General features: G+C 63.6%; 30 protein-coding genes. 16 read left to right on the plus strand and 14 right to left on the minus strand.

Annotation, left to right across the window (positions count from 1 at the left end):
* Positions 1-178 precede the first annotated feature (178 nt).
* Entirely contained in the window at positions 179-3,532 is a 3,354-nt protein-coding gene (gene carB, locus ACXAG6_RS17165; RefSeq protein WP_475339086.1) for a carbamoyl-phosphate synthase large subunit, read from the plus strand.
* Between the two features lie 118 nt (positions 3,533-3,650).
* Here the strand turns inward: carB and ACXAG6_RS17170 are convergent, their stop codons facing one another.
* Positions 3,651-4,052 (minus strand): BrnA antitoxin family protein, encoded by a 402-nt coding sequence (locus ACXAG6_RS17170; protein ID WP_475339087.1) that lies wholly within the window; start codon positions 4,050-4,052, stop codon positions 3,651-3,653.
* 165 nt (positions 4,053-4,217) lie between these two features.
* Between ACXAG6_RS17170 and ACXAG6_RS17175 the strand changes: the two genes are divergently transcribed.
* On the plus strand, positions 4,218-4,796 hold the full coding sequence (locus ACXAG6_RS17175) for a thymidine kinase (protein WP_475339089.1): 579 nt from the start codon (positions 4,218-4,220) through the stop codon (positions 4,794-4,796).
* Here ACXAG6_RS17175 and ACXAG6_RS17180 read toward each other — a convergent pair.
* The 5 genes from ACXAG6_RS17180 to ACXAG6_RS17200 form a co-directional block, all read right to left on the minus strand.
* Positions 4,793-5,131 carry a tRNA-binding protein gene (locus ACXAG6_RS17180; RefSeq protein ID WP_475339090.1) on the minus strand — a complete coding sequence of 113 codons (339 nt, stop codon included), beginning with the start codon at positions 5,129-5,131 and terminating at the stop codon, positions 4,793-4,795. The two genes, ACXAG6_RS17175 and ACXAG6_RS17180, sit on opposite strands and share 4 nt — an antisense overlap.
* Entirely contained in the window at positions 5,128-5,925 is a 798-nt protein-coding gene (gene proC / locus ACXAG6_RS17185; protein WP_475339091.1) for a pyrroline-5-carboxylate reductase, read from the minus strand. Before proC ends, ACXAG6_RS17180 begins: the two co-directional genes overlap by 4 nt.
* Positions 5,926-5,986: 61 nt before the next feature.
* Positions 5,987-6,160, minus strand: coding sequence for a hypothetical protein (locus ACXAG6_RS17190; protein WP_475339092.1), 174 nt, complete (start codon positions 6,158-6,160; stop codon positions 5,987-5,989).
* 79 nt (positions 6,161-6,239) lie between these two features.
* Positions 6,240-6,743, minus strand: coding sequence for a type III secretion system chaperone family protein (locus tag ACXAG6_RS17195; RefSeq protein ID WP_140015368.1), 504 nt, complete (start codon positions 6,741-6,743; stop codon positions 6,240-6,242).
* A 274-nt stretch (positions 6,744-7,017) separates the two neighbouring features.
* Positions 7,018-7,263 carry an accessory factor UbiK family protein gene (locus ACXAG6_RS17200; protein ID WP_140015369.1) on the minus strand — a complete coding sequence of 82 codons (246 nt, stop codon included), beginning with the start codon at positions 7,261-7,263 and terminating at the stop codon, positions 7,018-7,020.
* Between the two features lie 102 nt (positions 7,264-7,365).
* Between ACXAG6_RS17200 and lgt the strand changes: the two genes are divergently transcribed.
* The 5 genes from lgt to ACXAG6_RS17225 all read left to right on the plus strand — a co-directional run bounded on the left by lgt (position 7,366) and on the right by ACXAG6_RS17225 (position 11,680).
* Entirely contained in the window at positions 7,366-8,295 is a 930-nt protein-coding gene (gene lgt, locus ACXAG6_RS17205; RefSeq protein WP_475339094.1) for a prolipoprotein diacylglyceryl transferase, read from the plus strand.
* Positions 8,292-9,350 carry a class I SAM-dependent methyltransferase gene (locus ACXAG6_RS17210; RefSeq protein ID WP_475339095.1) on the plus strand — a complete coding sequence of 353 codons (1,059 nt, stop codon included), beginning with the start codon at positions 8,292-8,294 and terminating at the stop codon, positions 9,348-9,350. The genes lgt and ACXAG6_RS17210 overlap by 4 nt, the downstream gene beginning before the upstream one ends.
* 4 nt (positions 9,351-9,354) lie before the next feature.
* On the plus strand, positions 9,355-10,113 hold the full coding sequence (gene pgeF, locus ACXAG6_RS17215; protein WP_475339097.1) for a peptidoglycan editing factor PgeF: 759 nt from the start codon (positions 9,355-9,357) through the stop codon (positions 10,111-10,113).
* A gap of 285 nt (positions 10,114-10,398) precedes the next feature.
* Positions 10,399-10,542, plus strand: a complete 144-nt coding sequence (locus ACXAG6_RS17220; RefSeq protein ID WP_475339098.1) for a hypothetical protein — start codon at positions 10,399-10,401, stop codon at positions 10,540-10,542.
* Between the two features lie 433 nt (positions 10,543-10,975).
* Positions 10,976-11,680, plus strand: coding sequence for a Hint domain-containing protein (locus ACXAG6_RS17225; RefSeq protein ID WP_168223046.1), 705 nt, complete (start codon positions 10,976-10,978; stop codon positions 11,678-11,680).
* A gap of 67 nt (positions 11,681-11,747) precedes the next feature.
* On the opposite strand, the gene ACXAG6_RS17230 is transcribed toward ACXAG6_RS17225, so the two are convergent.
* Entirely contained in the window at positions 11,748-12,248 is a 501-nt protein-coding gene (locus ACXAG6_RS17230) for an Lrp/AsnC family transcriptional regulator (protein WP_140015374.1), read from the minus strand.
* Between the two features lie 175 nt (positions 12,249-12,423).
* On the opposite strand from ACXAG6_RS17230, the gene trxB reads away from it, so the two are divergent.
* Together trxB and ACXAG6_RS17240 are read left to right on the plus strand one after the other, a co-directional pair.
* Positions 12,424-13,413 (plus strand): thioredoxin-disulfide reductase, encoded by a 990-nt coding sequence (gene trxB / locus ACXAG6_RS17235; protein WP_475339099.1) that lies wholly within the window; start codon positions 12,424-12,426, stop codon positions 13,411-13,413.
* A 269-nt stretch (positions 13,414-13,682) separates the two neighbouring features.
* Entirely contained in the window at positions 13,683-15,761 is a 2,079-nt protein-coding gene (locus ACXAG6_RS17240) for a bifunctional sulfate adenylyltransferase/adenylylsulfate kinase (RefSeq protein WP_475339101.1), read from the plus strand.
* A 173-nt stretch (positions 15,762-15,934) separates the two neighbouring features.
* Here the strand turns inward: ACXAG6_RS17240 and ACXAG6_RS17245 are convergent, their stop codons facing one another.
* Together ACXAG6_RS17245 and ACXAG6_RS17250 are read right to left on the minus strand one after the other, a co-directional pair.
* Positions 15,935-16,168: a DUF1150 family protein gene (locus tag ACXAG6_RS17245; protein WP_475339102.1), complete on the minus strand. Its 234-nt coding sequence runs from the start codon at positions 16,166-16,168 to the stop codon at positions 15,935-15,937.
* A gap of 44 nt (positions 16,169-16,212) precedes the next feature.
* Positions 16,213-16,626, minus strand: a complete 414-nt coding sequence (locus ACXAG6_RS17250) for an Hsp20 family protein (protein ID WP_140015378.1) — start codon at positions 16,624-16,626, stop codon at positions 16,213-16,215.
* Between the two features lie 167 nt (positions 16,627-16,793).
* Here ACXAG6_RS17250 and ACXAG6_RS17255 point away from each other — a divergent pair, with 167 nt between their 5' ends.
* From ACXAG6_RS17255 to ACXAG6_RS17265, 3 genes are read left to right on the plus strand one after another with little or no spacing between them, the layout of a single operon-like run.
* A complete protein-coding gene (locus ACXAG6_RS17255; protein ID WP_140015379.1) occupies positions 16,794-17,012 on the plus strand; it encodes a YdcH family protein in 219 nt (72 codons plus the stop codon).
* A 54-nt stretch (positions 17,013-17,066) separates the two neighbouring features.
* Entirely contained in the window at positions 17,067-17,555 is a 489-nt protein-coding gene (gene purE / locus ACXAG6_RS17260; protein WP_140015380.1) for a 5-(carboxyamino)imidazole ribonucleotide mutase, read from the plus strand.
* On the plus strand, positions 17,548-18,621 hold the full coding sequence (locus ACXAG6_RS17265) for a 5-(carboxyamino)imidazole ribonucleotide synthase (RefSeq protein WP_475339103.1): 1,074 nt from the start codon (positions 17,548-17,550) through the stop codon (positions 18,619-18,621). The genes purE and ACXAG6_RS17265 overlap by 8 nt, the downstream gene beginning before the upstream one ends.
* Here the strand turns inward: ACXAG6_RS17265 and ACXAG6_RS17270 are convergent.
* Positions 18,611-19,345, minus strand: a complete 735-nt coding sequence (locus ACXAG6_RS17270; protein WP_475339105.1) for an esterase/lipase family protein — start codon at positions 19,343-19,345, stop codon at positions 18,611-18,613. The genes ACXAG6_RS17265 and ACXAG6_RS17270 overlap by 11 nt on opposite strands.
* Before the next feature lie 64 nt (positions 19,346-19,409).
* On the opposite strand from ACXAG6_RS17270, the gene ACXAG6_RS17275 reads away from it, so the two are divergent.
* Positions 19,410-19,847 carry an NUDIX domain-containing protein gene (locus tag ACXAG6_RS17275; protein WP_475339106.1) on the plus strand — a complete coding sequence of 146 codons (438 nt, stop codon included), beginning with the start codon at positions 19,410-19,412 and terminating at the stop codon, positions 19,845-19,847.
* On the opposite strand, the gene ACXAG6_RS17280 is transcribed toward ACXAG6_RS17275, so the two are convergent.
* The 4 genes from ACXAG6_RS17280 to ACXAG6_RS17295 all read right to left on the minus strand — a co-directional run bounded on the left by ACXAG6_RS17280 (position 19,801) and on the right by ACXAG6_RS17295 (position 23,304).
* The gene (locus tag ACXAG6_RS17280; RefSeq protein ID WP_475339107.1) at positions 19,801-20,667 is read right to left on the minus strand and encodes a DMT family transporter; all 867 of its coding nucleotides are present in this window, start codon (positions 20,665-20,667) and stop codon (positions 19,801-19,803) included. The two genes, ACXAG6_RS17275 and ACXAG6_RS17280, sit on opposite strands and share 47 nt — an antisense overlap.
* A gap of 81 nt (positions 20,668-20,748) precedes the next feature.
* Positions 20,749-22,392 (minus strand): chaperonin GroEL, encoded by a 1,644-nt coding sequence (gene groL / locus ACXAG6_RS17285; protein WP_475339109.1) that lies wholly within the window; start codon positions 22,390-22,392, stop codon positions 20,749-20,751.
* A gap of 48 nt (positions 22,393-22,440) precedes the next feature.
* Entirely contained in the window at positions 22,441-22,728 is a 288-nt protein-coding gene (locus tag ACXAG6_RS17290; RefSeq protein WP_140015385.1) for a co-chaperone GroES, read from the minus strand.
* 123 nt (positions 22,729-22,851) lie between these two features.
* Positions 22,852-23,304 (minus strand): Lrp/AsnC family transcriptional regulator, encoded by a 453-nt coding sequence (locus ACXAG6_RS17295; RefSeq protein WP_475339110.1) that lies wholly within the window; start codon positions 23,302-23,304, stop codon positions 22,852-22,854.
* Between the two features lie 73 nt (positions 23,305-23,377).
* Here ACXAG6_RS17295 and ACXAG6_RS17300 point away from each other — a divergent pair, with 73 nt between their 5' ends.
* The 3 genes from ACXAG6_RS17300 (at position 23,378) to ACXAG6_RS17310 (ending at position 25,851) form a co-directional block, all read left to right on the plus strand.
* Positions 23,378-23,968 carry a LysE family translocator gene (locus ACXAG6_RS17300; RefSeq protein WP_475339112.1) on the plus strand — a complete coding sequence of 197 codons (591 nt, stop codon included), beginning with the start codon at positions 23,378-23,380 and terminating at the stop codon, positions 23,966-23,968.
* A gap of 83 nt (positions 23,969-24,051) precedes the next feature.
* On the plus strand, positions 24,052-24,972 hold the full coding sequence (locus ACXAG6_RS17305) for a manganese-dependent inorganic pyrophosphatase (protein ID WP_475339113.1): 921 nt from the start codon (positions 24,052-24,054) through the stop codon (positions 24,970-24,972).
* Positions 24,973-24,975: 3 nt separating this feature from the next.
* Entirely contained in the window at positions 24,976-25,851 is an 876-nt protein-coding gene (locus ACXAG6_RS17310) for a TIGR01459 family HAD-type hydrolase (RefSeq protein ID WP_475339115.1), read from the plus strand.
* Positions 25,852-25,874: the final 23 nt, after the last annotated feature.

Genomic DNA, 25,874 nt, shown 5'->3' on the forward strand with positions numbered 1-25,874 from the left:
AGATCTACATTTGTCTGGGATTGGGGGAAGGGGAGGGTGGGTAGAAGAGAGGGGGGGGGGGGGGCGCGCCGCCCCCCCTGCGCCGCACGACAATCTTCACCAACCGCGCCACACCCCCTTGCCCCTGCCCGCGCCATCCCTATAACCCACGACAATTTGCACCGACCCGGGGATGACCATGCCGAAGAGAACCGACATCAAATCCATCATGATTATCGGTGCAGGCCCCATCGTTATCGGGCAGGCCTGCGAGTTCGACTACTCCGGCGCACAGGCCTGCAAGGCGCTGCGCGAAGAGGGCTACCGGGTCATCCTGGTCAACTCCAACCCGGCCACCATCATGACCGACCCGGAACTGGCCGATGCCACCTACATCGAGCCAATCACCCCCGAGGTCGTCGCCAAGATCATCGAAAAAGAGCGCCCCGACGCACTGCTGCCCACCATGGGCGGCCAGACCGGGCTGAACACCTCGCTCAAGCTCGAAGAGATGGGCGTGCTCGAAAAATTCGGCGTCGAAATGATCGGCGCCAAGCGCGAAGCCATTGAAATGGCAGAAGATCGCGCGCTCTTCCGCGAAGCGATGGACAGGATCGGGCTGGAAAATCCCAAGGCCACCATCATCACCGCGCCGGAGCGCGAGGGCAACAGCCGCGACCTTGAGGCCGGGGTGCAAATGGCCCTCGCCGAGCTGGAGCACATCGGCCTGCCCGCCATCATCCGCCCCGCCTTCACCCTTGGCGGCACCGGCGGCGGCGTGGCCTACAACCGCGAAGATTACATCCACTACTGCCGCACCGGCATGGATGCCTCCCCCGTCGGCCAGATCCTCGTCGACGAGTCGCTGCTCGGCTGGAAAGAGTTCGAGATGGAGGTGGTGCGCGACAAGGCCGACAACGCCATCATCATCTGCTCGATTGAAAACGTCGATCCGATGGGCGTGCACACAGGCGATTCTATCACTGTCGCCCCCGCCCTCACCCTGACCGACAAGGAATACCAGATCATGCGCAACGGCTCGATCGCCGTGCTGCGCGAGATCGGCGTCGAAACCGGCGGGTCGAATGTGCAATGGGCGGTGAACCCCGAAGATGGCCGCATGGTCGTGATCGAGATGAACCCCCGGGTCTCCCGCTCCTCCGCGCTGGCCTCCAAGGCCACCGGCTTCCCCATCGCCAAGATCGCCGCCAAGCTGGCCGTGGGCTACACGCTGGACGAGCTCGACAACGACATCACCAAGGTCACGCCGGCCTCCTTCGAGCCGACCATCGACTACGTTGTCACCAAGATCCCCCGCTTCGCCTTCGAAAAATTCCCCGGCGCCAAGCCCGATCTCACCACGGCGATGAAATCCGTTGGCGAGGCGATGAGCATTGGCCGCACCATCCACGAGTCGATGCAAAAGGCGCTCGCCTCGATGGAAACCGGCCTCACCGGCTTTGACGAGATCGACATCCCCGGCGCACCCGACGCCGCCGCCGTGACCAAGGCGCTGTCGGAAAAAACGCCCGACCGTATCCGGGTGATCGCCCAAGCCATGCGCCACGGCCTCTCGGATGATGATATTCAGGCCGCCACCGCGTTTGACCCGTGGTTCCTCGCCCGCATCCGCGAAATCGTCGAAGCCGAAGAACAGCTGCGCCGCGACGGGCTGCCTTTGGATGAGGCCGGGCTGCGCCACATCAAGATGATGGGCTTCACCGATGCCCGCCTCGCCAAGCTGACGGGCCGGGACGAGGCCAACATCCGCCGCGCCCGGCTCAACCTCGGCGTGGTGGCCTCGTTCAAGCGGATCGACACCTGCGCCGCCGAGTTCGAGGCGCAGACGCCCTATATGTATTCCACCTACGAGCACCCGGCGATGGGCGAGGTGGAATGCGAGGCGCGGCCCTCGGATGCCAAAAAGGTGGTGATCCTCGGCGGCGGCCCCAACCGCATCGGCCAAGGCATCGAGTTCGACTATTGCTGCTGCCATGCCTGCTTCGCCCTCACAGGGCAGGGCTATGAAACCATCATGGTCAACTGCAACCCGGAGACGGTGAGCACCGACTATGACACCTCCGACAGGCTCTACTTCGAGCCCCTCACCTTCGAGCACGTGATGGAGATCCTGCGCGTCGAGCAGGAAAAGGGCACCCTGCATGGCGTCATCGTCCAGTTCGGCGGCCAGACCCCGCTGAAGCTGGCCAACGCGCTGGAGGCAGAGGGCATCCCGATCCTCGGCACCACACCCGACGCCATCGACCTGGCCGAAGACCGCGAGCGCTTCCAAGACCTCGTCAACCGCCTTGGCCTCAAGCAACCCAAAAACGGCATCGCCCATTCCGACGCCGAGGCCCTCTCCATCGCCGCCGACATCGGCTTCCCGCTGGTGATCCGCCCCTCCTACGTGCTGGGCGGCCGCGCCATGGAGATCGTCCGCGATCAGGCCCAGCTTGAGCGCTACATCAAGGAGGCCGTCGTCGTATCGGGTGACAGCCCCGTCCTGCTCGACAATTACCTCTCCGGCGCCACCGAGGTTGACGTGGATGCGCTCTGCGACGGCGAAAACGTCCATGTCGCCGGCATCATGCAGCACATCGAGGAGGCCGGGGTCCACTCGGGCGACAGCGCCTGCTCCCTCCCGCCCCACACCCTGAGCGCCGAGGTCGTTGACCGGCTGATCGAGCAGACCAAGGCACTCGCCGTGGCACTGCACGTCGTCGGGCTGATGAACGTGCAATTTGCGGTCAAGGCCAACGCGCAGGGCGAAAACGAGATCTACCTCATCGAGGTCAACCCCCGCGCCTCGCGCACCGTGCCCTTCGTGGCCAAGGCCACCGACAGCGCCATCGCCTCCATCGCCGCCCGCCTCATGGCCGGCGAGAAACTGGCCGATTTCCCCCTCGCCGCGCCGCACAAACCGGTCGATGACAGCACCCCCATCCCGATGGGAGACCCGCTCTCCCTCGCCGATTTCCGCACACCGTGGTTCTCGGTCAAAGAGGCCGTGCTGCCCTTCGGCCGCTTCCCCGGCGTCGACTCGCTGCTGGGGCCAGAGATGCGCTCCACCGGTGAAGTGATGGGCTGGGATCGCTCCTTCCCCCGCGCCTTCCTCAAGGCCCAGCTCGGCGCAGGCACCATCCTGCCCCAACCGGGAGCGGGAAAGGTGTTCCTGTCGATCAAGGAAGACGACAAGACCGACACGCTGATCGAAACCGCGCAAACCCTGCACGACCTCGGCTTCCCCCTCATCGCCACCCGCGGCACCGCCAGTTTTCTTGCCGAGCACGGGTTGGAGGCCGAAGTGGTGAACAAGGCCTACGAAGGCCGCCCCCACGTGGTCGACGCGATGAAGAACGGCGAAATCTGCCTTGTGATGAACACCACCGAAGGCGCACAATCCGTCGAAGACAGCCGCTCCATGCGCGCCGTCTGCCTCTCCGACCGCATCCCCTACTTCACCACCCTCGCCGCAAGCCACGCGGCGGCGCTGGCAATGAAGTCGCGCGGCGAAGGCGACATGGCAGTGCGCTCGCTGCAAGAGGCGTGACACGATCCAAATGAGCGCCTTCGGCGCACACTATCTATTTAGTGTGCCTCCGGCGGGAGATATTTGAAGCAAGAAAATGGGCGGGGTGCGCGGTTTGGCGGGCCGGGCGGCACTCGCTTCACACCCCCTCCTCACTATCCCCATACCGCACCCGTCGGCGGGTCTTGAAGGCCACCACCTTCTCGGGCCGCAGGATGTAGTCGTTCACGTCCGGCCCCTCGATCACCTTGGCCAGCCGCATGTGCATGAAGGCGCGCAGCACCCGGTTGATGCGGGGCTGGTAGCCCTGCCCCAGCGCCTTGAAGAACTTCACCACATCCGCATCCAGCGCAATCGTCACCCGCGTTCGCTTCGGGTCGCGCCGGTCTTCGTCCTGCCAGATCTCGTGCCATTCGGGCGGGCAGCCGCGGATGTCCCAGAGGTGGTCGTGGATGTCGTGTTCGATCATCCTCAAGGCATCGACACCATAAAAGAAGTTCTGGCGCTCGGTCTTGGTCATCTTGATCGGATCAATCGGCATCGGGCATCTCCTTTGCCCGCCAGTTTTGCGGCAAATGGTTAATTCCGATTCGAGGGGCCGCGCGGTGAATTCTCGTAGGTATCGGATGTGCATGGGTTGTGCATGGGATGTGGCTGTGATCTTTCCGCCACTGACCCCGTCAAATGCCAATGGTAAACGAAGCGCATGGCAAAGCTGTATTTCCATTACTCCACCATGAACGCCGGCAAGAGCACCATCCTGCTTCAGGCCTCCCACAACTACATCGAGCGTGGGATGCAGACTTACCTGCTAAATGTGGCCTTCGATGACCGCTCCGGCACGGGCACCATCGGCAGCCGGATCGGGCTGGAAGCGGCGGCCGATACCTTCACCTCCGATGAAGATCTCTACACCAAGATAGACGCCCGCCTCGCCAGCGGCCCCTGCGCCTGCATCTTCGTCGATGAAGCGCAGTTTCTGACGACCGAGCAGGTTTGGCAGCTGGCCCGCGTAGTGGATGATCTCGGCGTGCCCGTCATGTGCTACGGGCTGCGGGTGGATTTTATGGGCAAACTCTTCCCCGGCTCCGCCGCCTTGCTTGCCCTGGCCGACGAGATGCGCGAGGTGCGCACCATCTGCCACTGCGGCCGGAAGGCGACGATGGTGGTGCGCATGGGCGAAGATGGCGAGGTGCTGCGCGAGGGCGATCAGGTGCAGATCGGCGGCAACGAAACCTACCTCAGCCTCTGCCGCCGCCACTGGCGCAGCGCGATGGGCCGCTAAAACATCCGCCCGCCGATGGGCACATCCTTGTCCGGCCCAAGCAGCACAACCTCGCCCTCGGCATCCGGAATCCCCAGCACCAGCGCTTCCGACATGAAGGGGCCGATCTGCCGGGGCGGAAAATTCACCACCCCGATCACCTGTTTGCCCAACAGCGTCTCCGGGTCGTAATGCACGGTGATCTGGGCCGAAGATTTCTTCACCCCGATCTCCTCGCCGTAGTCGACCCACAGCTTGATCGCCGGTTTGCGCGCCTCGGGAAAGGGCTCCGCCTTCACCACGCGCCCAACCCGGATATCCACCTTCATGAAGTCGTCGAAAGAAATTTCACTCACGATCTCAAATCCTTGGCCCGTTTCGTCGCCGCGTTCACGGTGCGCTGCATGAGGTCTTGCAGCTCTCCCATCAGCACCTCAAGCCCGGCCTGTGTGGTGCCATTGGGCGAAGTCACATTCACCCGCAGCTGCTCGGCGCTCGCCGCATCCTGATGGGCCAACTCCCCTGCTCCGCACACCGTCGCACGGGCCAGTTTCATCGCCATCTCCGGCGCAAGCCCCTGCGCTTCGCCCGCAGCCGCCAGTGCCTCGATCATGTGAAACACATAGGCCGGCCCCGAGCCGCTCACGCCGGTGACCGCGTCGATCTGGTCTTCGTTCTCCAGCCGCACCACCTCGCCCACGGCGCTCAGCAAATCGCAGGCCATGTCGAGTTGGGCCGTGCTCACCCTTCCATTGCCGATCACCGCCGAAATGCCGCGCCCCACGGCGGCAGGGGTATTGGGCATCGCCCGCACCACCGGCACATCACCCAGCGCATCTTCGAAAGCTGCAATCGGTGTGCCCGCGGCGATGGAAACAAACACCGTATCCCCGCCCAAGGCCTTGAGCGCAGGCAGCGCATCGCCCATCATCTGCGGCTTCACCGCGATGATAGCCACCGCCGGGCTGGCAGGCAAATCCGTGTTGAGATTCACGCCCTTGAGCGATTTCAGCCAGTCAGAAGGTGCGGGGTCCAGCACAGTGACGGCCTCTTGCGGCAGCCCGTCTGCCAGCCACCCGGCCAGCATCGCCCCGCCCATCTTGCCACAGCCCAGAAGCACTAATCCGCGCGCGTTGAGATCTTCCGTCATGTTACGGCCTCGCTGATGTGTGGCGCGAGACTACTGCGCAACAGCGGGGGTGCAACCGCGTTTAACGCCCTTGGTAGTAGGGGATTGCCCAGGCGATCAACAACCCGATCGCAATCACGGCGTTACCGGCGACCCAGAGCAGCTGGGAGAGTATCAGGTGGATATCTTCTCCGAAGGGGAAGGTATTGCGTGGAGGCGTGCCAAAGCCGCGTAGCCTGAGCCATTCTATGAGCATCCAAGCCAGGACCGGCAGATTGAAGAGGGCCAGAATGCACCCTGCAATGAACCGGAACCTTTTGCGCCTTCGGGTCGCGTCAGGCGCGTCCATAGGCCTCCGCAATCGCCACCTGCATGGCGTCTTTCGCGGGGCGGTCGCCCCAGACAACAAGCTGCATCGCCGGGTAGAAGCGCTCGGCCGCGCTCACCGCAGCACCGATCAGCTTGTCGATCTGCTCGGGATGGGCCATCTGCCCGCCGCCCATGACGAGGCCATAACGGTAAACCATCAGCTTTTGTTCGGCCCAGAAGGTGAAGGCCCCGGCCCAGCACATGTCGTTCACGCTGTTAAGCACTTCGTAAAGGGCACCGTGCTTATCTTCCGGCGGCTCCATCTCGAAGGTGCAGATCAGGCGAAGGGTTTCATCATAGCCGGACCAGGCGAGGGTGATCGAGTAGGTGCGCCACTGGCCTTCGACCGCCATGGCGATCTGATCGTCAGCGATGCGGTCAAAATCCCAGGCGTTGTGCTCCGCCAGCGTCTCGACGATGTCGATCGGGTGAAGATCCTCGGATTCCAAGTAAGTTTCGGAAAGTGACATGCCCGGCCCCTTCTATGGTTCGTTCTGCTAGCTCTGCGGCTGCCAGAACTTGTTGCCTGCTCTAGGTCCGGTGGGGCTCCCCACCGCCCTTACTAGATATCGTGCGCGGGATCACTTGCCTGTGTAAAGCCAAATCTTGCGGCATACGGCAATAAGTTGTGGACAACTCTTGAGCAGACACGAAATGCAGGGAGGTGCCCCTGCGGAACGCGGGTCGGGCAAACAAAAACGGCGCCCCGAGAGGCGCCGCTCATCATCAAAGCTGAGGCCTGTGCTACTTCGAAGCCGCTTCCAGCGCGTCGAGCCGGGCCTTGAGCGCCTCGTTCTCCTCGCGGGCCTTCTGCGCCATGGCACGCACGGCATCAAATTCTTCGCGGGTCACAAAGTCCCGATCCACCAGCCACCGGTCCATCCAGCCGCGCAGCGCCGTCTCCGCTTCATCCTTCGCGCCCTGGGCCACACCCATGGCATTCGTCATCAGTTGCGAAAGGTCGTCGAAAATCTTGTTACGGGTCTGCATGGGGCCTCCTCTTAGGGCTGGGTCGCAGGTGCCCCTCATATGGGGGGCCTTGGGCCGATTAGCAAGGTTGACACTGCCCGCCCGGCGCGGCCAATTGCGCCCATGCAGGCGCTTATCCCCTTCCCCGAGATCGACCCGGCGATCTTCACGCTTGAGCTCTTCGGCTTATCCTTTTCGCTCCGCTGGTACGCACTGGCCTATATCGCCGGCATTCTGGCGGGCTGGCGCATGGGCATTGCCCTCGGCACCCGCGCAACCCTCTGGCCCGGCAACACCGCTCCGCTCACCCGTGAAAAGGGTGACGACATGGTTACATGGATCGTGCTGGGCATCATCCTCGGCGGGCGCATGGGCTACGTGCTGTTCTACAAGCCCATGTTCTATTGGGAAAACCCCGACCAGATCATTCGGCTCTGGGATGGCGGCATGGCCTTTCACGGCGGGCTCTTGGGCGTGGTCATAGGGGTCTGGATCTTCTGCGCCCGTCACGCGATCCCCAAGATGAATATCGCCGATCTGCTCGCCGTCTGCGTGCCGCCCGGGCTGTTCTTCGGGCGCGTCGCCAACTTCATCAACGCCGAGCTCTACGGGCGGCCAACCGATGTGGCCTGGGGCGTAAAGTTCCCCTCCATGTGCCATGATCCGATCCGGCAGGGCTGCGAGGTGGCGGGTGAATGGTTCTACTACGGCACCGAAGTCGCGCGGCACCCTTCGCAGCTTTACGAGGCCGGGCTGGAAGGGCTGCTGCTTGGGCTGATCTTGCTGATCATGGCGCTGCGCGGCTCCTTCAAGATACCGGGGCTGACGGTGGGCGTCTTCTTCCTTGGCTATGGCGTTTCGCGCTTCATCGTCGAGTTCTACCGGCTGGCGGATGAGCAATTCATGACGCCTGACAACCCGGCAGGCTACGTGATGCGGCTGGGCGAATGGGGCATCACCAAGGGCCAGCAACTCAGCCTGCCGATGGTGGCGCTGGGGCTCGGCCTCATCCTCTACGCGCTTCTCCGCCAGAGGCGCACTGCCCCGGCATGACGCCGCTCGCCGCAAAGCTGGCCGCCCGGATAGAGGCCGACGGGCCAATCGGGGTGGACGCCTTCATGCAGGCCTGCCTGACCGATCCCGAGCACGGCTATTACACCACCCGCGACCCTCTCGGCGCGGCGGGTGACTTCATCACAGCGCCGGAAATCTCCCAGATGTTCGGCGAGCTTATCGGCCTCTGGCTCGCGCAGGTCTGGACAGATCACGGCGCCCCCGGTGCCTTCGTGCTGGCCGAGCTGGGGCCGGGCCGGGGCACCTTGATGGCCGACGCCCTGAGGGCTGCCAGCCGCGTGCCGGGCTTCGCCGAGGCCGCACAGCTCGTGCTGGTAGAGGCCTCGCCACAGCTGCGCCAAGCCCAGGCGGAACGGCTTGAGCCCTACACCCCGCAATGGGCCCCGTCCGTCGACGCCCTGCCCGAAGGCCCGCTCTTCCTCGTTTCCAACGAGTTCTTCGACGCGCTCCCTATCCGCCAGTTCATCCGTACCGAGGCGGGCTGGGCCGAGCGCTGCATCGGCCTGCAAGACGGCGCGCTCAGCTTCACCTCCCGCCCGGCTGAGGCCCCCGAGCTTGCCTTCCGCGAGGCCGACACCGCCCCCGGCGAGATCGTCGAAACCTGCGCGCCCGCCACCGAGATCATCAGCCAGATCGGCCAACGCCTCGCCCGTCACCGCGCCGGGGCCGCGCTGCTAATCGACTACGGCGCGCCCCTCTCGCGCGGCGACACGCTGCAAGCCCTCAAGGCCCACCAGCCGATCTCCGCGCTGGCCACACCCGGCGAGGCAGACCTGACGGCCCATGTCGACTTCGGCTCACTCGCCGCCGCCCGTGGCTCCGCCGAAGCCGCGCCGCTCACACCGCAAGGCGTGTTCCTTGAGCGGCTCGGCATAACCCAGCGCGCGCAGTCCTTGGCGGCCCGCTTGACCGGCGAAGCGCTTGCTTCCCACATCGCCGCGCATCGCCGCTTGACCCACCCCGACGAAATGGGGAGGCTCTTCAAGTGTCTCGCACTTCATCCCACCAGCACGGCGACGCCGCCGGGGTTCTGAGCAAATGACCCTCGAAATCATCACCGCCCCTGCCCTCGCGCCCGCGGCCCATGGCTTCTTCACCCGTAAGGGCGGGGCCTCCTCGGGCGTGTTTGAAGGGCTCAACTGCGGGGGCGGCTCTTCTGACCTCTCCGATGCTGTTGAACTCAACCGGTCTCGCGTGGCCGGGGCGATGGATGTACCGCCCGACAACCTGTTGACCGTCCATCAGGTGCATTCGCCCGATGTGGTCACGGTCACCGAGCCGCTCTCGGGAGACAAGCCGAAGGCCGATGCCCTCGTTACCGCCACCCCCGGCCTCGCCATCGCCATCCTCACGGCCGATTGCCAGCCTGTCCTGTTCTGCGATGCCGAGGCGGGCGTTGTCGGCGCGGCGCACGCAGGCTGGCGCGGGGCGCTATCCGGGGTGCTCTCGGCCACTGTCGAATCCATGGAGGCGCTTGGAGCAAAGCGCAAAAACATCGCCGCCGTCATCGGCCCTTCCATCAGCCAACGCGCCTATGAGGTTGGCCCGGAGTTCTTCGAAGACTTCATGGCAGAAAGCCCGGAGTTCTCCCGCTTCTTTGCCGGGGGCCAAGGCGACCGGATGCAATTCGACCTGCCCGGCTTCGGCCTCCACATGCTGCGCGAAGCGGGCGTTGGCGCGGCAGAATGGACAGGGCACTGCACCTATTCTGACCCGGGGCGATTCTACTCCTACCGCCGCACGACCCACCGGGGCGAGGCCGATTACGGGCGACTCATTTCCGTGATCCGCCTCTGATCGGGGCATGATTGGGGCAGCCCCCGCCAAGCGCTCGCCACAATAGCGAACCGAAACAATGCCCGCCGTGCCGCGCCACTGTTTCGCCACCTCGCCAGACCCCAATTTTGCATAGGCAGAGCACACTCGGCTCGTCCTGCCAGATTTCACTCTTCAAGCGCCCAAAACTTTCTGAAAATTCTCCAATGCCGCCCAAACAACGCCCCAGTTGCGGGTGAGATTGTTCTCAATCGGGCAACAAGCCCACAGGCACAGAGCGACAAGACGAGCAGGAGTTGAAGACAGATGAAGATGCGTTGGATCAAGCAATCGACCATGTCAGCCGAGGCGCTGAAGGTGCAGATGCCTTGGGAACGTGGCGCACGCCGCGCCAAGATGATCGCCCGCCGCGAGGCGCGGATGAGCCGGCTTAATCTTCTTACGGCCTGATCGCCGCTTAACGAGTTTCCCTCGCCGGGTCGTTTCCCCCCCGGCAAAAAGACAGCCCGCCGGTCCTCCCCCGGCGGGCTGCCTGATTCTGGGCGCGTGCCATCCGCGATGGAATCAAAATGTGGCAAGCCGCGCCACGGAGCCGAAACAGTTGCGCCGATCTCGCCCGATTGGCCCGCGCGCCGCGCCAAATCGCTCCCTTTCTTTGACAGTACGCGCCTTTTGTCGCCACTTTCCTCCTCAAGACAAATCCTTCTGCGCTCTTTGGTGGGGGCCAGGCAGATGTGATCGAACCGAAAGGTGCTATCGCATGGTGTACCCTCGCCATCCCGTCGCTGGCCTCGCGACGGACGCAACGCGCCCTCAGAGAGAAATCTCGGGGCAAACCTCCTGGGCGTCCCAACCGGACGCTCGCTCGAAACCTCGGCGGGTGATGCCTCTCACCCGCCGCTTCGAGGTTTCCTATCTCGCTTCCAACGGTGATGTAGACGAGTTTCAGCGGGTGGCCCCGGCCACCCCACTATTTGAAGATGCATTCTCGGCGCTTGGCCGGGGAGCGCTGATCTCCACGGTCGATGGCCTCACGGCCGTGGAAGACCTCTTGCCCGGCACCTTCGTGGAAACCTCGGATGGCCCGCAAAAATTGCTGTGGGTCGGCTCGATGATGGTGTTTCCCGAAAGCGGCGAACTGGCCGCACGGGCACCGGGGCGCGAGCCTCAGAAGATGGTGCGCGTGGCCACCGATACCTTCGGCCTCGGCCGCCCCGCACCCGATCTGATGCTCGGCCCAAGGGCGCGCCTGCTCTACCGCAGCTCAGCCTGTGTGCACATGGTCGGCACCGAAGAAGCCTTCGCCCCGGCCCATGCCTTTATTGATGGCGTCAACGTCATCGAGATTTCTCCGATGTCGCCGCAAAAGGTCTGGCAGCTGTGCTTCGACGGCCAGCAAACCTTCTATGCCAATGGTGTGGAGGTGGAGAGCTTCCATCCGGGGCTGAAGTCAGAAGCCATGCATGACCGTGAGATGGCCGCACTTTTCCTCGCGCTGTTCCCCCACATTCAGCAGTTCGACGACTTCGGGCAAATGCGGGTGCCGCGCCTCACCGCTTTTGAAGTGGAAAACCTACGCGCCGCCTGACCAGCCGCCCGCACACCATCAAGCATTCGGCCTCGTCTTCCCGGCGGGGCCGTTGCCGTTTCAGGGGTCAGGCGGTTTTGGCCAGCCGCTCTTCGAGCACGTCAAACGGCACACCCGGGTCATCCTTGGCGCAGCGGATCACCAGCGAGGTCTTCACGCTGGCCACATTCGGCGCGGTCAGCAGCTGCCCGGTCAGAAAACTCTGGAAGCTGGAAAGATCGGGGGCGACGCACTTCAGGATAAAGTCGATCTCCCCATTGAGCATGTGGCACTCCCGCACCAACGGCCAGTCGCGGCAGCGCTGCTCAAAGGCGGCCAGATCGGCCTCGGCCTGGCTGTTGAGGCCAACCATCGCAAAGACCTGCACCTCAAAGCCCAGCTCCCGGCTGTCGACATCGGCATGATAGCCCTTGATGTAACCCGCCTCTTCCAACGCACGAACACGGCGCAGGCAGGGCGGAGCCGAGATGCCCACCTTCTCGGCGAGGGCAACATTGGTCATTCTCCCGTCGGCCTGAAGCTGAGCGAGGATGTTCCGGTCGATCTCATCAAGTTTCGATGTGGCCATCTTCTCCCCCGATTTGCGGTTTTGTATGCTGAGGCGGGAGAACACGCAAGAATGTTTCATGTTTGCGCAAGAAACAGAACAGCTGTCCTTGCAGAGCGCGCCTGCCCTTTCTCTCCGCCCCGCTGAGGCCTATATGCCCTGAGGCATTCGATTCCACACCAGCAAGGGGGCCGCGATGAGCGAGACGCGCCACACCAAAACCCTGATCATCGGCTCCGGCCCGGCGGGCTACACGGCGGGGGTCTATGCCTCCCGCGCGATGCTTTCGCCGATCCTGGTGCAGGGCATTGAGCCCGGCGGGCAGTTGACCACCACCACCGAGGTCGAAAACTGGCCCGGCGATACCGAGGTTCAAGGCCCCGACCTGATGGTGCGGATGGAGGCCCACGCCAAAGCGATGGGCTGCGAGATCATCGGCGACATCATCGTTGAGCTGGACACCGAGAGCCGCCCCTTCGTGGCCAAGGGCGACTCGGGCAACATCTACACCGCCGACTCGGTCATTCTTGCCACCGGCGCACGCGCCAAGTGGCTGGGGCTGGAGAGCGAGGAGAAGTTCAAAGGCTTTGGCGTTTCCGCCTGCGCCACCTGTGACGGCTTCTTCTATCGTGGTCAGGAGATCGTGGTGATCGGCGGCGGCAACACCGCCGTGGAAGAAGCGCTCTTCCTCACCAACTTTGCCAGTAAGGTCACGCTGATCCACCGCCGCGACGAGCTGCGTGCCGAAAAGATCCTGCAGGACCGGCTGCTGAAGAACCCCAAGATCGAAACCCTGTGGTTCCATGAGCTTGAGGAAGTTGTTGGCGAGGACAACCCGCTGGGCGTGGAGGGCATCCGCGTGCGCCACACCAAAACCGGTGAGATCACCGAGATCCCGGCCAAGGGTGTGTTCGTGGCCATCGGCCATGCGCCCGCGACAGAGTTGGTGAAGGGCAAGCTGGAGCTGCACAACGGCGGCTACGTCAAGGTCACGCCCGGCAGCACGGAAACCTCGGTGCCCGGCATTTTCGCCGCTGGCGACCTAACCGATCACAAGTATCGTCAGGCTGTGACCTCCGCTGGCATGGGCTGCATGGCCGCACTGGACGCCGAGCGTTGGCTGGCCGAACAGGGCGAGGCCGCCGAGCCTGACCCGCAAGCAGCAAACGAGCCTGCAAGCGCCTGACGCTTTTCAGAGACGCATCAAACAAGGGCGCGGTCCGGAAACGGGCAGCGCCCTTTTCTCTAGGCGGGCCGCCAAGTTGTTGTCGCCGTGTTAACCCGGATTTTACCCCGCTCACGCAAGATGCCCTCAAGCGATGGGCAAGGCTCTCCTCCGCAGCAGCGCAGCAATTCGGCAACAACCTGTCCGTGCGACAACTTGGGCCTTTCGTGAACAGAGAAAGAGTGACATGTGTTCATCGTTGAACACACCTTGAGTCGCCTGCCTCCGCCATGACCGCGCAAACGGATAAGCCCCAACTCCCAAACGAGGACCAGCTGTTCTTGCTGCTGCGTCAGCTCGAACGGGCACCGGACGCCAGCCAGCGCAGCATTGCCGAGGCGCTCAAGGTCTCTCTCGGCAAACTCAACACCCAACTGCGCGCCACCGCCGCCGCAGGCCTCATCACCATGGAAGAACGCGCCGGCCCCGATCGTCGCCAACGCTTTGCCTATGCCCTCACCAAAGCCGGGCAGGCCAAGAAAGAACGCCTGATTGATGCGTTCCTCTCTCGAAAATTCGCTGAATACACCGCTCTTCACGCCGAACTCACGGGTTCGGTGAGCGACCTGATACCACTGAAATACAGGAGCACCCTGATGCAGAACAACCTCGCCCCGATTCCGGAGCTCTACGTCTCTTACGAATCCGCCCAGAAGCTGAAGGTCGAAGCCGCCGAGCTGACCTCGCATGACCTCACCCCGCGCCAGATCTGCGACCTTGAGCTGCTGATGAACGGCGGCTTCAACCCGCTCAAAGGCTTCCTCTCCGAAGAAGATTACAACGGCGTCGTCGAAAACATGCGCCTCGCCGATGGCTCCCTGTGGCCGATGCCGATCACGCTGGACGTAAGCGAAGCCTTCGCTGACACCATCGAACTCGGCCAAGACATCGCCCTGCGCGACCAAGAGGGCGTGATCCTCGCCACCATGACCGTGACCGACAAGTGGGAGCCCAACAAGGCCCGCGAAGCCGAGAAGGTGTTTGGCGCCGATGACTCCGCCCACCCGGCTGTGAACTACCTGCACAATCAAGCTGGCAAGATCTATCTCGGCGGCCCCGTCACCGGCCTGCAACAGCCGATCCACTATGATTTCCGCGGTCGCCGCGACAGCCCCAACGAACTGCGCGCCTACTTCCGCAAGCTCGGCTGGCGCCGCGTGGTTGCGTTCCAAACCCGCAACCCCCTACACCGCGCCCACCAAGAGCTGACCTTCCGCGCCGCCAAGGAAGCCCAGGCCAACCTGCTGATCCACCCGGTCGTCGGCATGACCAAGCCGGGCGACGTCGATCACTTCACCCGCGTGCGCTGCTACGAGGCCGTGCTCGACAAATACCCAGGTGCCACGACCACGATGAGCCTGCTCAACCTCGCCATGCGCATGGCTGGCCCGCGTGAGGCCGTGTGGCACGGGCTGATCCGCGCCAACCACGGCTGCACCCACTTCATCGTGGGCCGCGACCACGCCGGACCCGGCAAGAACTCGGCTGGCGAAGATTTTTACGGCCCCTATGACGCGCAGGAGCTGTTCCGCGAGCACCAGAGCGAGATCGGCATCGAAATGGTCGACTTCAAGCACATGGTCTGGGTGCAGGAGCGCGCGCAATACGAGCCGATGGACGAGATCACCGACAAGGACAAGGTGACCATCCTCAACATCTCCGGCACCGAGCTGCGCCGCCGTCTGGCCGAGGGCCTCGAAATCCCCGAGTGGTTCTCGTTCCCCGAGGTGGTCAAGGAGCTGCGCCGCACCCGCCCGCCGCGGGCCAAGCAGGGCTTCACCGTGTTCTTCACCGGCTTCTCCGGCTCGGGCAAGAGCACCATCGCCAACGCGCTTATGGTCAAGCTGATGGAAATGGGCGGCCGCCCGGTGACGCTGCTCGATGGTGACATCGTGCGCAAAAATCTCAGCTCCGAGCTGGGCTTCTCCAAGGAGCACCGCGACCTGAACATCCGCCGCATCGGCTACGTGGCCAGCGAGATCACCAAGAATGGCGGCATCGCCATCTGTGCGCCCATCGCACCCTATGCCACCACCCGCCGGGCGGTGCGTGAGGATGTGGAAGCCTATGGTGCCTTCGTCGAAATCCACGTGGCGACCAGCATCGAAGAGTGCGAGCGGCGCGACCGCAAAGGCCTCTACAAGCTGGCACGCGAGGGCAAGATCAAGGAGTTCACCGGCATCTCCGATCCTTACGACGTGCCCGAAAACCCCGAACTGCGGGTCGAGACAGAGGGCACCGATGTGGACAACTGCGCCCATCAGGTGCTGTTGAAGCTCGAACAGATGGGCCTCGTCGCCGCAGTCTGATCGACAGAAAACCCGATGAAGCCCCCGGCCTATGGCGCGGGGGCTTTTTCATGCCGTTCGATGGTGCGATTGCCCTGCGGCGCAGTCTGATAGGGGGGCCGACAACCCTACAGCCAAAGTCAAATGTGCGGAGTTGATGCGCGATCAATATGGGGTTTGGGCACCCTGAAGGCTCAGTGCACCGGCACGGGGGCCATGTCGTGCTGTCGGGCCAGAACAAAGGCCAGCTCGCGGCCCTGAACCAGCGCCAGACGCTCGCCCTCATCGTTATGCACGGCGTAAATGTCGCCCGCAGCCTGCGCTTGGTCGCGCACCTCGTCAGGCAGGTCTTGTACCTCGACCTTGCGCACGTAAACGATGGGCCGCTCGCCATCTTCCATGATTTGTTCAGCAAACTTCGTGTCCATCACACGTCTCCTTTGCAGGTTGTCCGTCCCTCGGACCAGCCCGGTCAGCCGCGATCTATCTTGATCGTCTGAACCACCGTTTCGGGCGCGGCGCGGTTGAGATCCACGTGCAAGAGCCCGTTTTCCAGCTTCGCCCCAGCGACCTCCACGCCTTCGGCCAGCACGAAACTGCGCTGAAACTGCCGGGCGGCGATACCACGGTGCAAAAACACCCGCCCGTCATCGTCGTCCGCCTGACGGCCGCGAATGACAAGCTGTGAATCCTCAACCGTGATCGACAGATCCTGTTCCGAAAAACCTGCCACCGCGAGCGTGATCCGATAGGCGTTTTCCCCGGATTGCTCGATATTGAAGGGAGGGTAGCCCTCGTTGCCGGTCTTTGCCGTGCGCTCGACCAGCCTTTCAAGCTGCTCGAAACCGAGGAGAAACGGGTGAGACCCGAGTGTGAGTTTGCTCATCTGGCACTGCCCTTTTGCTCAAGCGACGATGCGGAATGCGGCCCCATGCTGGCGACCACAGAGGAAATATGGGGATTGAAGCCGCTTCGGGCAAGGGCTGGCCATTGAGCGAAGCCGGAAAATGCATATGATCGGCGCACTTGCCACCAATTTGAAGATCCAGCCCGATGAACGCTCCCGGCGAAATGAGCCATGAAGAGGTGCTCCGCGTAAAGCTGGAGGTGCTCAAACGCGAGCATCGTGAGCTCGACGAGGCGATCAAGGCGATTCAACTCAAGGGCACGGGAGATACCTTCACCCTACAGCGGCTGAAGAAGAAGAAACTGGCGCTGAAGGATGAGATTTCGCGGATCGAAGACGAGCTTTACCCCGACATCATTGCGTAAGCCTGCGGCGCGGCTATAAAGGCCGCTCTTTAGCCGGAAGAGGAGCCTTGAAGCATGGCAAATCCAGTAGTTGGCATCATCATGGGCAGCCAGTCCGACTGGCCAACGATGAAGCATGCCGCCGATGTGCTGGACGAGCTCGGGGTAGCCTATGAGGCAAAGATCGTTTCGGCGCACCGCACACCCGACAGGCTCTGGACCTACGGCAAAGAAGCTGCCGCACGTGGCCTGAAGGTCATTATCGCGGGCGCGGGCGGCGCGGCGCATCTGCCCGGCATGATGGCCAGCAAAACGCGGGTGCCCGTGGTGGGCGTTCCAGTGCAGACACGGGCCCTGAGCGGTGTCGACAGCCTCTATTCGATCGTGCAGATGCCGCGCGGCTTTCCGGTTGCGACCATGGCGATTGGCGAGGCGGGCGCGGTGAACGCGGGGTTGATGGCGGCAGGCATTCTGGCCGTGTCGGATGAGGCGCTGGCCGAGCGGCTGGACACATGGCGCGATGCCCTCTCGGCGTCTATCCCCGAGGAGCCGCGTGATGAGTGAGCCGCTGGCACCGGGATCGACCATTGGCATTCTGGGCGGCGGGCAGTTGGGGCGCATGCTCTCGGTCGCCGCCGCAAGGCTTGGCTACAAGGCACATATCTTCGAGCCGGGCGCGGCCCCGGCAGGCGATGTGGCGGCGCAGGTGACGCAGGCGGGATATGATGACGAGGCGGCACTGAGGGCCTTCGCCGAGAGCGTCGATGTCATTACCTACGAGTTTGAAAACATCCCCACCGCCGCGCTCGACGTGCTGGAGGCGATCCGCCCAATCCGCCCCGGGCGCGAGGCGCTGCGGGTCAGCCAAGACCGGCTGACGGAGAAGGAATTTCTGCGCGGGCTGGGGCTGGAAACGGCCCCCTTCGCACCCGTGGCTTCCGATGCCGAGATGGCCGAGGCGGTGGCGACAATCGGCGCGCCCTCGATCCTCAAAACCCGCCGGCTCGGCTATGACGGCAAAGGGCAGGCGCGGCTGAAGTCGGCGGAAGATGCGCCGACGGCATGGGCCGCGATGGAAGGTGCCGAGGCGGTTCTGGAAGGCTTTGTCGACTTCTCGCTAGAGGTTTCAGTAATCGCCGCGCGGGGCCTGACGGGCGAGGTTGTCTGCTTCGACCTTGGCGAAAACGTCCACAAATCCGGCATTCTGGCCACCACCACGGTTCCGGCCAAGCTGCCGCCCCGGCTGGCGCTGGATGCCGCGCTGCTGGCGGGCAAGATCCTTAATGCGCTGGATTACGTGGGCGTCATGGGCGTGGAGCTTTTCGTGACGCCGGGCAAGCTGATCGTGAACGAGATCGCCCCGCGCGTGCACAATTCCGGCCATTGGACGCAGAACGGATGCGCGGTGGACCAGTTCGAACAGCACATTCGCGCCGTGGCCGGATGGCCGCTGGGCGATGGCAAGCGGCACTCGGACGTGGAGATGGAAAACCTCATTGGTGACGACATCCTGCGGGTGCCGGAGATCGCCAAAGAGCCTCACGCCGCGTTGCACCTTTACGGCAAGGCCGAAGCCCGCCCCGGACGCAAGATGGGGCATGTAAACCGGGTAAAGCCGGCTACTCGCTGATCTCTTTCAGCCCCAACGCGACGGCATCAGCATAGCCGAGGGCGGGGTCGAAGGCCCCGCTATCAAGGAAGGTCAGCACCTGCGCCATGACGAGGGGGTTGGTCATCATGAAGGTATGTGTGACCGGAAGCGCGATGTGATCGGCCTCGCCCTCCACATGGGTGTGCTTGACCGCAACCTTGCTGTCATCAGGGCCGGGAATGATCGACGAATAGACCGGGTTGAAGCTGAGGGTGCCCGCGATGATACCGGGGCCAAACCACGCCGGGCCGAGCGTATTGGGCAGGCTGGTCGCGTCAGTTCCAAGCTGGTCGCCTGCCGGCCCGTTCAGCGCATCAAAGAGCGCCCAGTCGGAGAGGGTATCAACCAGCTCGCTGCCCTCGTTCGGCGGGCCCATCATCACCACATGGCCAAGCCGCGCGGGGCGGGCCTCTTCCAGCCAAAGGCGCAGCAGGATGCCGCCCATGGAGTGGGTGACAAAGTGCACCTGCGCGCTTTCGCAGGCGGCATAGGCTGCCGGAACGGCTGCAACCAGTTCCTCCACCGGCTGGCGGGTGGAGGGATAGCCCTTGTTGACCACGTTATAACCCGCCTCGGTGAGCGCCAGCTCAAGCGGCGCCATCGAGCCGGTGCCGCGAGCGAGGCCATGGAGCAAGACAACACAGTCTTTCGCGGCAGCTGGAGCAGCGGTAAGGGCAAGAGCGAGGGCAAGGATCAGTCGCATCGTACTCAGATAGGCACTGCTCTGCCCCCTTGCCACCACCGCGCCGCAACGTCACGTTGCGGCCATGCCAATCCGCCTCGCGACCCGCGCCATCATCGTTCAGGACAACCGCCTGCTTATCGTCAACGCCTGGGCCGACCCGAAGAACCCGCTTTGGTGCGCACCCGGCGGCGGGGCCGAGATGCACAGCTCGCTGCCCGACAACCTCGCCCGCGAGGTGCATGAAGAAACCGGGCTAACCGTAAGCGTAGGCCCACCCTGCCTTGTGAACGAGTATCACGAGGAGGCCACGGGCTTTCATCAGGTCGAAATCTTCTTTCGCTGCAAGGTCTTGGCCGGTGAGCTGCGTGATGATTGGGAAGACCCCGAGAAGGTGGTGACCAAACGGCGCTGGGTGACGGCCGAAGAGCTGGCCACGCTGCCCCACAAGCCCGGAAGCCTGGGTGACGTGGCCTTCAACCGCGGCTTTGGGTACGATCCGCTGGAGCCGCTGGCGCGGTGACGACCAAGGCGATGCCACCAAGCACCACGGCACTGGCGAGCAGGAGCGCAAGGCTCAGCGTTTCGCCCAGCAGCAGGGCCCCGGCAGCCAGCGCGATGACTGGCACTGAGAGCTGAACAACGGCAGCGGTGGTGGTTTCGACACGGGGCAGCAGCGCGTACCAGAGCGCATAACCAAGGCCCGATGTCACACCCCCGGCGATAACGGCCAGCAGCACGCCCCCCGGCGCAGGCCAGCCGGGCAGTGCAAAAACCACGGCCAGCACCATAAGCGGCAAGCACCACAGGAAGTTGGCAGCCGTTGCGGCGAGCGGATCGGCAGCACCCTTCCCCGCAAGGGAGTAAACACCCCACCCAACACCTGCGACCACCATCAAAGCCGCCCCGGTGAGGTCAACCGACAGGCTGCCACCGGGCCAGAGCAGCCAAGCCAGCCCGGCAAAGGCAAGCCCCGCCCCGGCAAGGCGCTGCGGCCCGAGAGGCGCCCCACGCAGTGCCGCCGCGGCAAACATGGTGATCTGCACCACGCCGAAGAGGATAAGCGCCCCGAGCCCGGCCCCAAGGGTGAGATAGGCCAGCGAAAAGCCGAGCATATAGGCGGCGAGCGAGAGCGCCCCGGCCCATGGGAGGGGGCGGAGCGAAAGCCCCCTGCCCTTGCCTCGAAGCGCAAGCACCAGCCAAAGCATGGCGGCACCCGAGGCAACGCGCAGCAGGGCAAAGCCCAGCGGGTCAATCCGGCCGCTATCAACCGCCGCGCGGTTGAGCAAAGAGTTGGCAGCAAAAGCGGCCATGGTGAGGGCGATCAGGAGGGCAAGGCGCATGGGGCTCAGTAGCCTGCAGATGCGCAAAGAAAAAGGGCCACCCGAAGGTGGCCCTTTCCCGTATTCGAAAGCCGGGCTGGCTTACATCATGCCGCCCATGCCGCCCATGCCGCCCATGTCGGGGGCACCGCCGCCGGCACCCTCTTTGGAGGGCTTGTCGGCAACCATCGCCTCGGTGGTGATGAGCAGGCCGGCCACGGAAGAAGCATCTTCCAGCGCGGTGCGGACCACCTTGGCGGGGTCGATCACGCCGAATTTGAACATGTCGCCATATTCTTCGGTCTGAGCGTTGAAGCCGAAGGCCTTGTCGTCACTTTCGCGGATCTTGCCAGCCACGACGGAACCGTCGACGCCGGCGTTCTCGGCGATCTGACGCAGCGGAGCTTCGAGCGCCTTGCGCACGATGGCCACACCGGCGTTTTGGTCAGAGTTTGCACCGGTCACACCGTCGAGCGCCTTGGCGCCCTGGATCAGGGCCACGCCGCCACCGACGACAACGCCTTCCTGAACGGCAGCGCGGGTCGCGTTGAGCGCGTCATCGACACGGTCCTTGCGCTCTTTCACTTCCACTTCAGTCATGCCGCCGACGCGGATCACGGCAACACCACCGGCCAGCTTGGCCACGCGCTCTTGCAGCTTCTCACGGTCGTAGTCGGAGGAGGTCTCTTCGATCTGCTGACGGATCTGGGAAACGCGGGCCTCGATTTCGGACTTCTCGCCATGGCCGTCCACGATGGTGGTTTCGTCCTTGGTGATGGTCACGGTCTTGGCGGTGCCGAGCATGTCCATGGTGACGTTCTCGAGCTTCATGCCGAGGTCTTCGGAGATCACCTGACCGCCGGTCAGAATGCCGATGTCCTGCAGCATGGCCTTGCGGCGATCGCCGAAGCCCGGTGCCTTGACGGCAGCGATCTTCAGGCCGCCACGCAGCTTGTTGACCACGAGAGTGGCCAGCGCTTCGCCTTCAACGTCTTCAGCGATGATGAGGAGCGGCTTCTGCGACTGGATCACCTGCTCGAGCAGCGGCACGAGCGGCTGAAGCGAAGTCAGCTTCTTCTCGTGAAGAAGGATCATGCAGTCTTCCAGCTCCGCGATCATCTTGTCGGGGTTAGTGACGAAGTAGGGGCTGAGGTAGCCACGGTCGAACTGCATACCTTCAACAACTTCGGTCTCGGTCTCGAGGCCCTTGTTCTCTTCAACGGTGATGACACCCTCGTTGCCGACCTTCTGCATCGCATCAGCGATCTGCTGGCCGATCTCGGCTTCGCCGTTGGCGGAGATGGTGCCGACCTGAGCCACTTCGGCGGAGTCGTTCACTTCGCGGGCGGCGTCCTTGATGGCCTGAACCACTTTGGAGGTCGCGAGGTCGATGCCGCGCTTGAGGTCCATCGGGTTCATGCCAGCGGCAACCGACTTCATGCCTTCTTTGATGATGGCCTGAGCCAGCACGGTGGCGGTGGTGGTGCCGTCACCGGCTTCGTCGTTGGTGCGAGAGGCAACCTCTTTCACCATCTGGGCGCCCATGTTCTCGAACTTGTCTTCGAGCTCGATCTCTTTGGCGACCGAAACACCGTCTTTGGTGATGCGGGGCGCGCCGAAGCTCTTGTCGAGCACAACGTTACGGCCTTTGGGGCCGAGGGTGACTTTGACCGCATCGGCAAGGATGTTGACACCCTTCAGCATGCGGTTGCGGGCGTCGGTATCAAACTTGACGTCTTTTGCCATTTTACAATTCTCCTATGTCTCTGAGGACGTTGGTGAAATTCGGGTGACTTAGGCGATCACGCCCATGATGTCGGACTCTTTCATGATCAGCAGCTCTTCGCCGTCGATCTGAACTTCGGTGCCCGACCATTTGCCGAACAGCACACGGTCGCCGGCCTTCACATCGGGGGCGATGCGCGAGCCGGCATCGTCACGTGCGCCAGCACCAACGGAAATCACTTCGCCTTCTGCGGGCTTTTCCTTGGCGCTATCGGGAATGATGAGGCCGCCGGCGGTCTTTTCGTCGGATTCGACGCGGCGGACGACAACACGGTCATGAAGCGGGGTAAATGCCATCTCTGAACGCTCCTTCGTTCGAGGTTAATCTTGCTGTTAGCACTCACCTTGGGAGAGTGATAACGCAGCCGATGTAAGGAGGAGGTGAGTGGGAGTCAACCAAAGCTTTGCGGAAATTTCGCCCTATCCGCGCTCGTCCTTGGGAGAGCAGACAACAACATAGGTCGTGATGGATGTCACCTGCGGCAAGGCGCCCAGGATGTCGGTGTGAAATGCCTTGAAGCTGGCGATGTCTTCGACCTCGACGCGCAGCAGATACTCGATGGTTCCCGTCACGCCATGCACCTCGCGCACCTGCGGCGCGTGCAGCATGGCGCGCTCGAAGTCTTCCTGCGCCGTCTTGGTATGCACGGACAACCCGACGCCCAGCATCGCCACGAAGCCCTTGCCCATGGCCACCGGGTCGAGCACGGCGCGATAGCCCTTGATGACGCCGCTGCGCTCCAGCTCCTGCACCCGGCGCAGGCAAGCGGAGGGCGAGAGGCCCACGCGCTCCGCCAGATCGGTGTTGCTGATGCGGCCATCGCGGCTAAGTTCGCGCAATATTCGGCGATTTATGTCGTCAACCTTCGTCATTTGTTGCGCATTATTCGCCATAAGACCGGAAAAACGCAAGCACCTGCCGCAAGACCGCGGCGATAGTTGCGCCATGACAGATTCGCTCCTCCTCGCCCTCATCGGCTTTGCCTTCGTCAGCACCGCCACGCCAGGCCCCAACAACATGATGCTGCTCGCCTCCGGCGCCAACTTCGGCTACCGCCGCTCGCTCCCGCATATGCTGGGAATCGTGGTCGGGATGCTGGTGCTGTTTTCGGCCGTAGGCCTCGGGCTTTCGGCGGTGTTCGAGGTGCTTCCGCAGGCCGGGCTGGTGCTGAAGGTTGTGGCGGTGGGATATATGCTCTGGCTGGCGTGGAAGATCGCCAACGCAGGCGCGCCGCGAGAGGCCAGCGCCGAGGGACGCCCGCTCACACTGCTACAGGCGGCGGGCTTCCAATGGGTGAACCCGAAGGCCTGGACAATGGCGCTCTCTGGCCTGTCGCTTTACGCGCCCGACCATAGCCTGCCTGCCGTGGCAGCCGTCATATTCGCCTTCGCGCTGGTCGCCCTCCCCTCCATCAGCCTCTGGACGGCGCTTGGCCAGCAGATCCGCCGGTTTCTCACCTCCCCAGCCCGGCTGCGCGCGTTCAACATCACCATGGCCGTGCTGCTGGTGGCCTCGCTCTACCCGGTGCTGCGCTAAGGCGTCGCGTTGGCGGCGGGTGACAACGCCCCCTGCCCCGCCTATAAGGCCCGCGACTCCTCCTCAAGACACGCAGGCATGATATGACGATCAAGGTTTTTGGCCATAAATCCCCCGACACCGACAGCACCGGCTCCCCGCTTATCTGGGCGTGGTACATGAGCGCGCATCGCGGCCAGCCCGCCGAGGCCGTGCTGCTGGGCGAGCCCAACACCGAGGCCGCCTTCGTGCTGAAACGCTGGGGTTTCGAGCAGCCCTCGATCATCGACGGGGTAAGCGAGGGTGAGCAGGTGGTGATCGTTGACACCAACAACCCCGCCGAGCTGCCCGATGCGATCAACGAGGCCGATATTCTGCAGATCATCGACCACCACAAGCTGACCGGCGGGATCGAGACAAAGGGGCCGATCGACATCACCATCAAGCCGCTGGCCTGCACCGCGACCATCATGCACAACCTGATGGGCGAGAATGCCGCCAAGATGCCCGAGGGGATCAAGGGGCTGATGCTGTCGTGCATCCTGTCGGACACGCTGGAGTTCCGCTCGCCCACCACGACCGAGCAGGACAAGGCACTTGCCGAAGAACTGGCCGCCGATCTGGGCATCGACCTGAGCGCCTATGCCTCGGAGATGTTTGAAGCCAAGAGCGATGTGTCGGCGTTTTCGGATGCCGAGCTGCTGCGGATGGACAGCAAGGAATACCCGGTGGATGGCACCAAGTTCCGCGTGTCGGTGCTGGAAACCACCGCGCCCAAAATCGTGCTGGACCGCAAGGACTCGCTGATGGAAAGCATGAAGGCCGTGGCCACCGAAGATGGCGTGGACCAGGTGCTGCTCTTCGTGATCGACATTCTGGCCGAAGAGGCCACGCTGCTGGTGCCGAACGATCTGGTGAAGACCGTGGCCGAAAAGAGCTTTGGCGCGACTGTTTCGGGTGACACCGTGGTGCTGCCCGGTGTGATGAGCCGCAAGAAGCAGATCATCCCTTCGCTCAAGGTCTGAGGCGTGAGCCGGGTCATCGAGAACCTTGCGGAGGTCGCGCATCAGTATGACGCGGCCTTCGTTGATCTCTGGGGCTGTGTCCACAATGGTGTGACCGCCTTCCCCGAAGCCGTTGCTGCGCTTCAGCAATTTCGCGCCGCCGGAAAGAAGGTGGTGCTGCTGACCAACGCCCCCCGCGCCCGCGCCGAGGTGCAAAAGCAGCTTGGCCAATGGGGCGTTCCCGATGACGCATGGGATGTGATCGCCACCTCGGGCGACTCTGCGCGCGCGGCGATGTTCCGTGGGGCCGTGGGCAGCAAGGTGTGGTTCATCGGGCAACCCTTCGACCAGACCTTCTTTGACCCCCTGCACATTGTGAAAGACCCGGTCGCCGCTGAGCAGGTGACGCTGGAAGAGGCCGAGGGGATCGTGTGCACTGGCCCGTTTGATCCGTTTGCCGACCCCGAGGAGATGCGGGGGCGGTTCCTTTATGCCAAGCAGAAGGGCATGAAGCTGCTTTGCGCAAACCCCGATATCGTGGTTGACCGGGGCGAGAGCCGCGAGTGGTGCGCGGGCGCGCTGGCCAAGCTTTATACCGAGATGGGGGGCGAGAGCCTTTACTTCGGCAAGCCGCATCCTCCGATCTATGACCTCGCCCGCGCGAGGCTGGCAGAGGTCGGCGGCGATCCTGCCGGGCCGATCCTGTGCATTGGCGACGGGGTGCTGACCGATGTGAAGGGCGCGATGGGCGAAGGGCTGGATTGCGTGTTTATCTCGGGTGGCCTTGGCGCACTGGAGACGGGCACCGCGCCCGGCGGTCAGCCTGTGCAGGAGAAGCTCGACGAATATCTCGCGCATCACCAAATGGCGACGACCTATGCCATCGGCTTCCTGCGGTAACCCTGCAAGCCCTTGATATAAAA

Source organism: Vannielia sp. ABF1_015 (assembly GCF_056160745.1).

Bases quoted from the DNA above. Each gene is read 5' to 3' on its own strand.
- ACXAG6_RS17195 (WP_140015368.1), bottom strand. From the start codon at position 6,743: ATGTCACTTTCCGAAACTTACTTGGAATCCGAGGATCTTCACCCGATC.
- ACXAG6_RS17170 (WP_475339087.1), bottom strand. From the start codon at position 4,052: ATGCCGATTGATCCGATCAAGATGACCAAGACCGAGCGCCAGAACTTC.
- ACXAG6_RS17300 (WP_475339112.1), top strand. From the start codon at position 23,378: ATGACAGATTCGCTCCTCCTCGCCCTCATCGGCTTTGCCTTCGTCAGC.
- ACXAG6_RS17255 (WP_140015379.1), top strand. From the start codon at position 16,794: ATGAACGCTCCCGGCGAAATGAGCCATGAAGAGGTGCTCCGCGTAAAG.
- ACXAG6_RS17190 (WP_475339092.1), bottom strand. From the start codon at position 6,160: ATGCTCATAGAATGGCTCAGGCTACGCGGCTTTGGCACGCCTCCACGC.
- trxB (WP_475339099.1), top strand. From the start codon at position 12,424: ATGAGCGAGACGCGCCACACCAAAACCCTGATCATCGGCTCCGGCCCG.
- ACXAG6_RS17280 (WP_475339107.1), bottom strand. From the start codon at position 20,667: ATGCGCCTTGCCCTCCTGATCGCCCTCACCATGGCCGCTTTTGCTGCC.
- ACXAG6_RS17290 (WP_140015385.1), bottom strand. From the start codon at position 22,728: ATGGCATTTACCCCGCTTCATGACCGTGTTGTCGTCCGCCGCGTCGAA.
- lgt (WP_475339094.1), top strand. From the start codon at position 7,366: ATGCAGGCGCTTATCCCCTTCCCCGAGATCGACCCGGCGATCTTCACG.
- ACXAG6_RS17245 (WP_475339102.1), bottom strand. From the start codon at position 16,168: ATGGACACGAAGTTTGCTGAACAAATCATGGAAGATGGCGAGCGGCCC.
- ACXAG6_RS17230 (WP_140015374.1), bottom strand. From the start codon at position 12,248: ATGGCCACATCGAAACTTGATGAGATCGACCGGAACATCCTCGCTCAG.
- ACXAG6_RS17305 (WP_475339113.1), top strand. From the start codon at position 24,052: ATGACGATCAAGGTTTTTGGCCATAAATCCCCCGACACCGACAGCACC.
- ACXAG6_RS17220 (WP_475339098.1), top strand. From the start codon at position 10,399: ATGAAGATGCGTTGGATCAAGCAATCGACCATGTCAGCCGAGGCGCTG.
- ACXAG6_RS17275 (WP_475339106.1), top strand. From the start codon at position 19,410: ATGCCAATCCGCCTCGCGACCCGCGCCATCATCGTTCAGGACAACCGC.
- ACXAG6_RS17265 (WP_475339103.1), top strand. From the start codon at position 17,548: ATGAGTGAGCCGCTGGCACCGGGATCGACCATTGGCATTCTGGGCGGC.
- ACXAG6_RS17270 (WP_475339105.1), bottom strand. From the start codon at position 19,345: ATGCGACTGATCCTTGCCCTCGCTCTTGCCCTTACCGCTGCTCCAGCT.
- ACXAG6_RS17210 (WP_475339095.1), top strand. From the start codon at position 8,292: ATGACGCCGCTCGCCGCAAAGCTGGCCGCCCGGATAGAGGCCGACGGG.
- groL (WP_475339109.1), bottom strand. From the start codon at position 22,392: ATGGCAAAAGACGTCAAGTTTGATACCGACGCCCGCAACCGCATGCTG.
- pgeF (WP_475339097.1), top strand. From the start codon at position 9,355: ATGACCCTCGAAATCATCACCGCCCCTGCCCTCGCGCCCGCGGCCCAT.
- purE (WP_140015380.1), top strand. From the start codon at position 17,067: ATGGCAAATCCAGTAGTTGGCATCATCATGGGCAGCCAGTCCGACTGG.
- ACXAG6_RS17250 (WP_140015378.1), bottom strand. From the start codon at position 16,626: ATGAGCAAACTCACACTCGGGTCTCACCCGTTTCTCCTCGGTTTCGAG.
- carB (WP_475339086.1), top strand. From the start codon at position 179: ATGCCGAAGAGAACCGACATCAAATCCATCATGATTATCGGTGCAGGC.
- ACXAG6_RS17200 (WP_140015369.1), bottom strand. From the start codon at position 7,263: ATGCAGACCCGTAACAAGATTTTCGACGACCTTTCGCAACTGATGACG.
- ACXAG6_RS17175 (WP_475339089.1), top strand. From the start codon at position 4,218: ATGGCAAAGCTGTATTTCCATTACTCCACCATGAACGCCGGCAAGAGC.
- ACXAG6_RS17295 (WP_475339110.1), bottom strand. From the start codon at position 23,304: ATGACGAAGGTTGACGACATAAATCGCCGAATATTGCGCGAACTTAGC.
- proC (WP_475339091.1), bottom strand. From the start codon at position 5,925: ATGACGGAAGATCTCAACGCGCGCGGATTAGTGCTTCTGGGCTGTGGC.
- ACXAG6_RS17225 (WP_168223046.1), top strand. From the start codon at position 10,976: ATGCCTCTCACCCGCCGCTTCGAGGTTTCCTATCTCGCTTCCAACGGT.
- ACXAG6_RS17240 (WP_475339101.1), top strand. From the start codon at position 13,683: ATGACCGCGCAAACGGATAAGCCCCAACTCCCAAACGAGGACCAGCTG.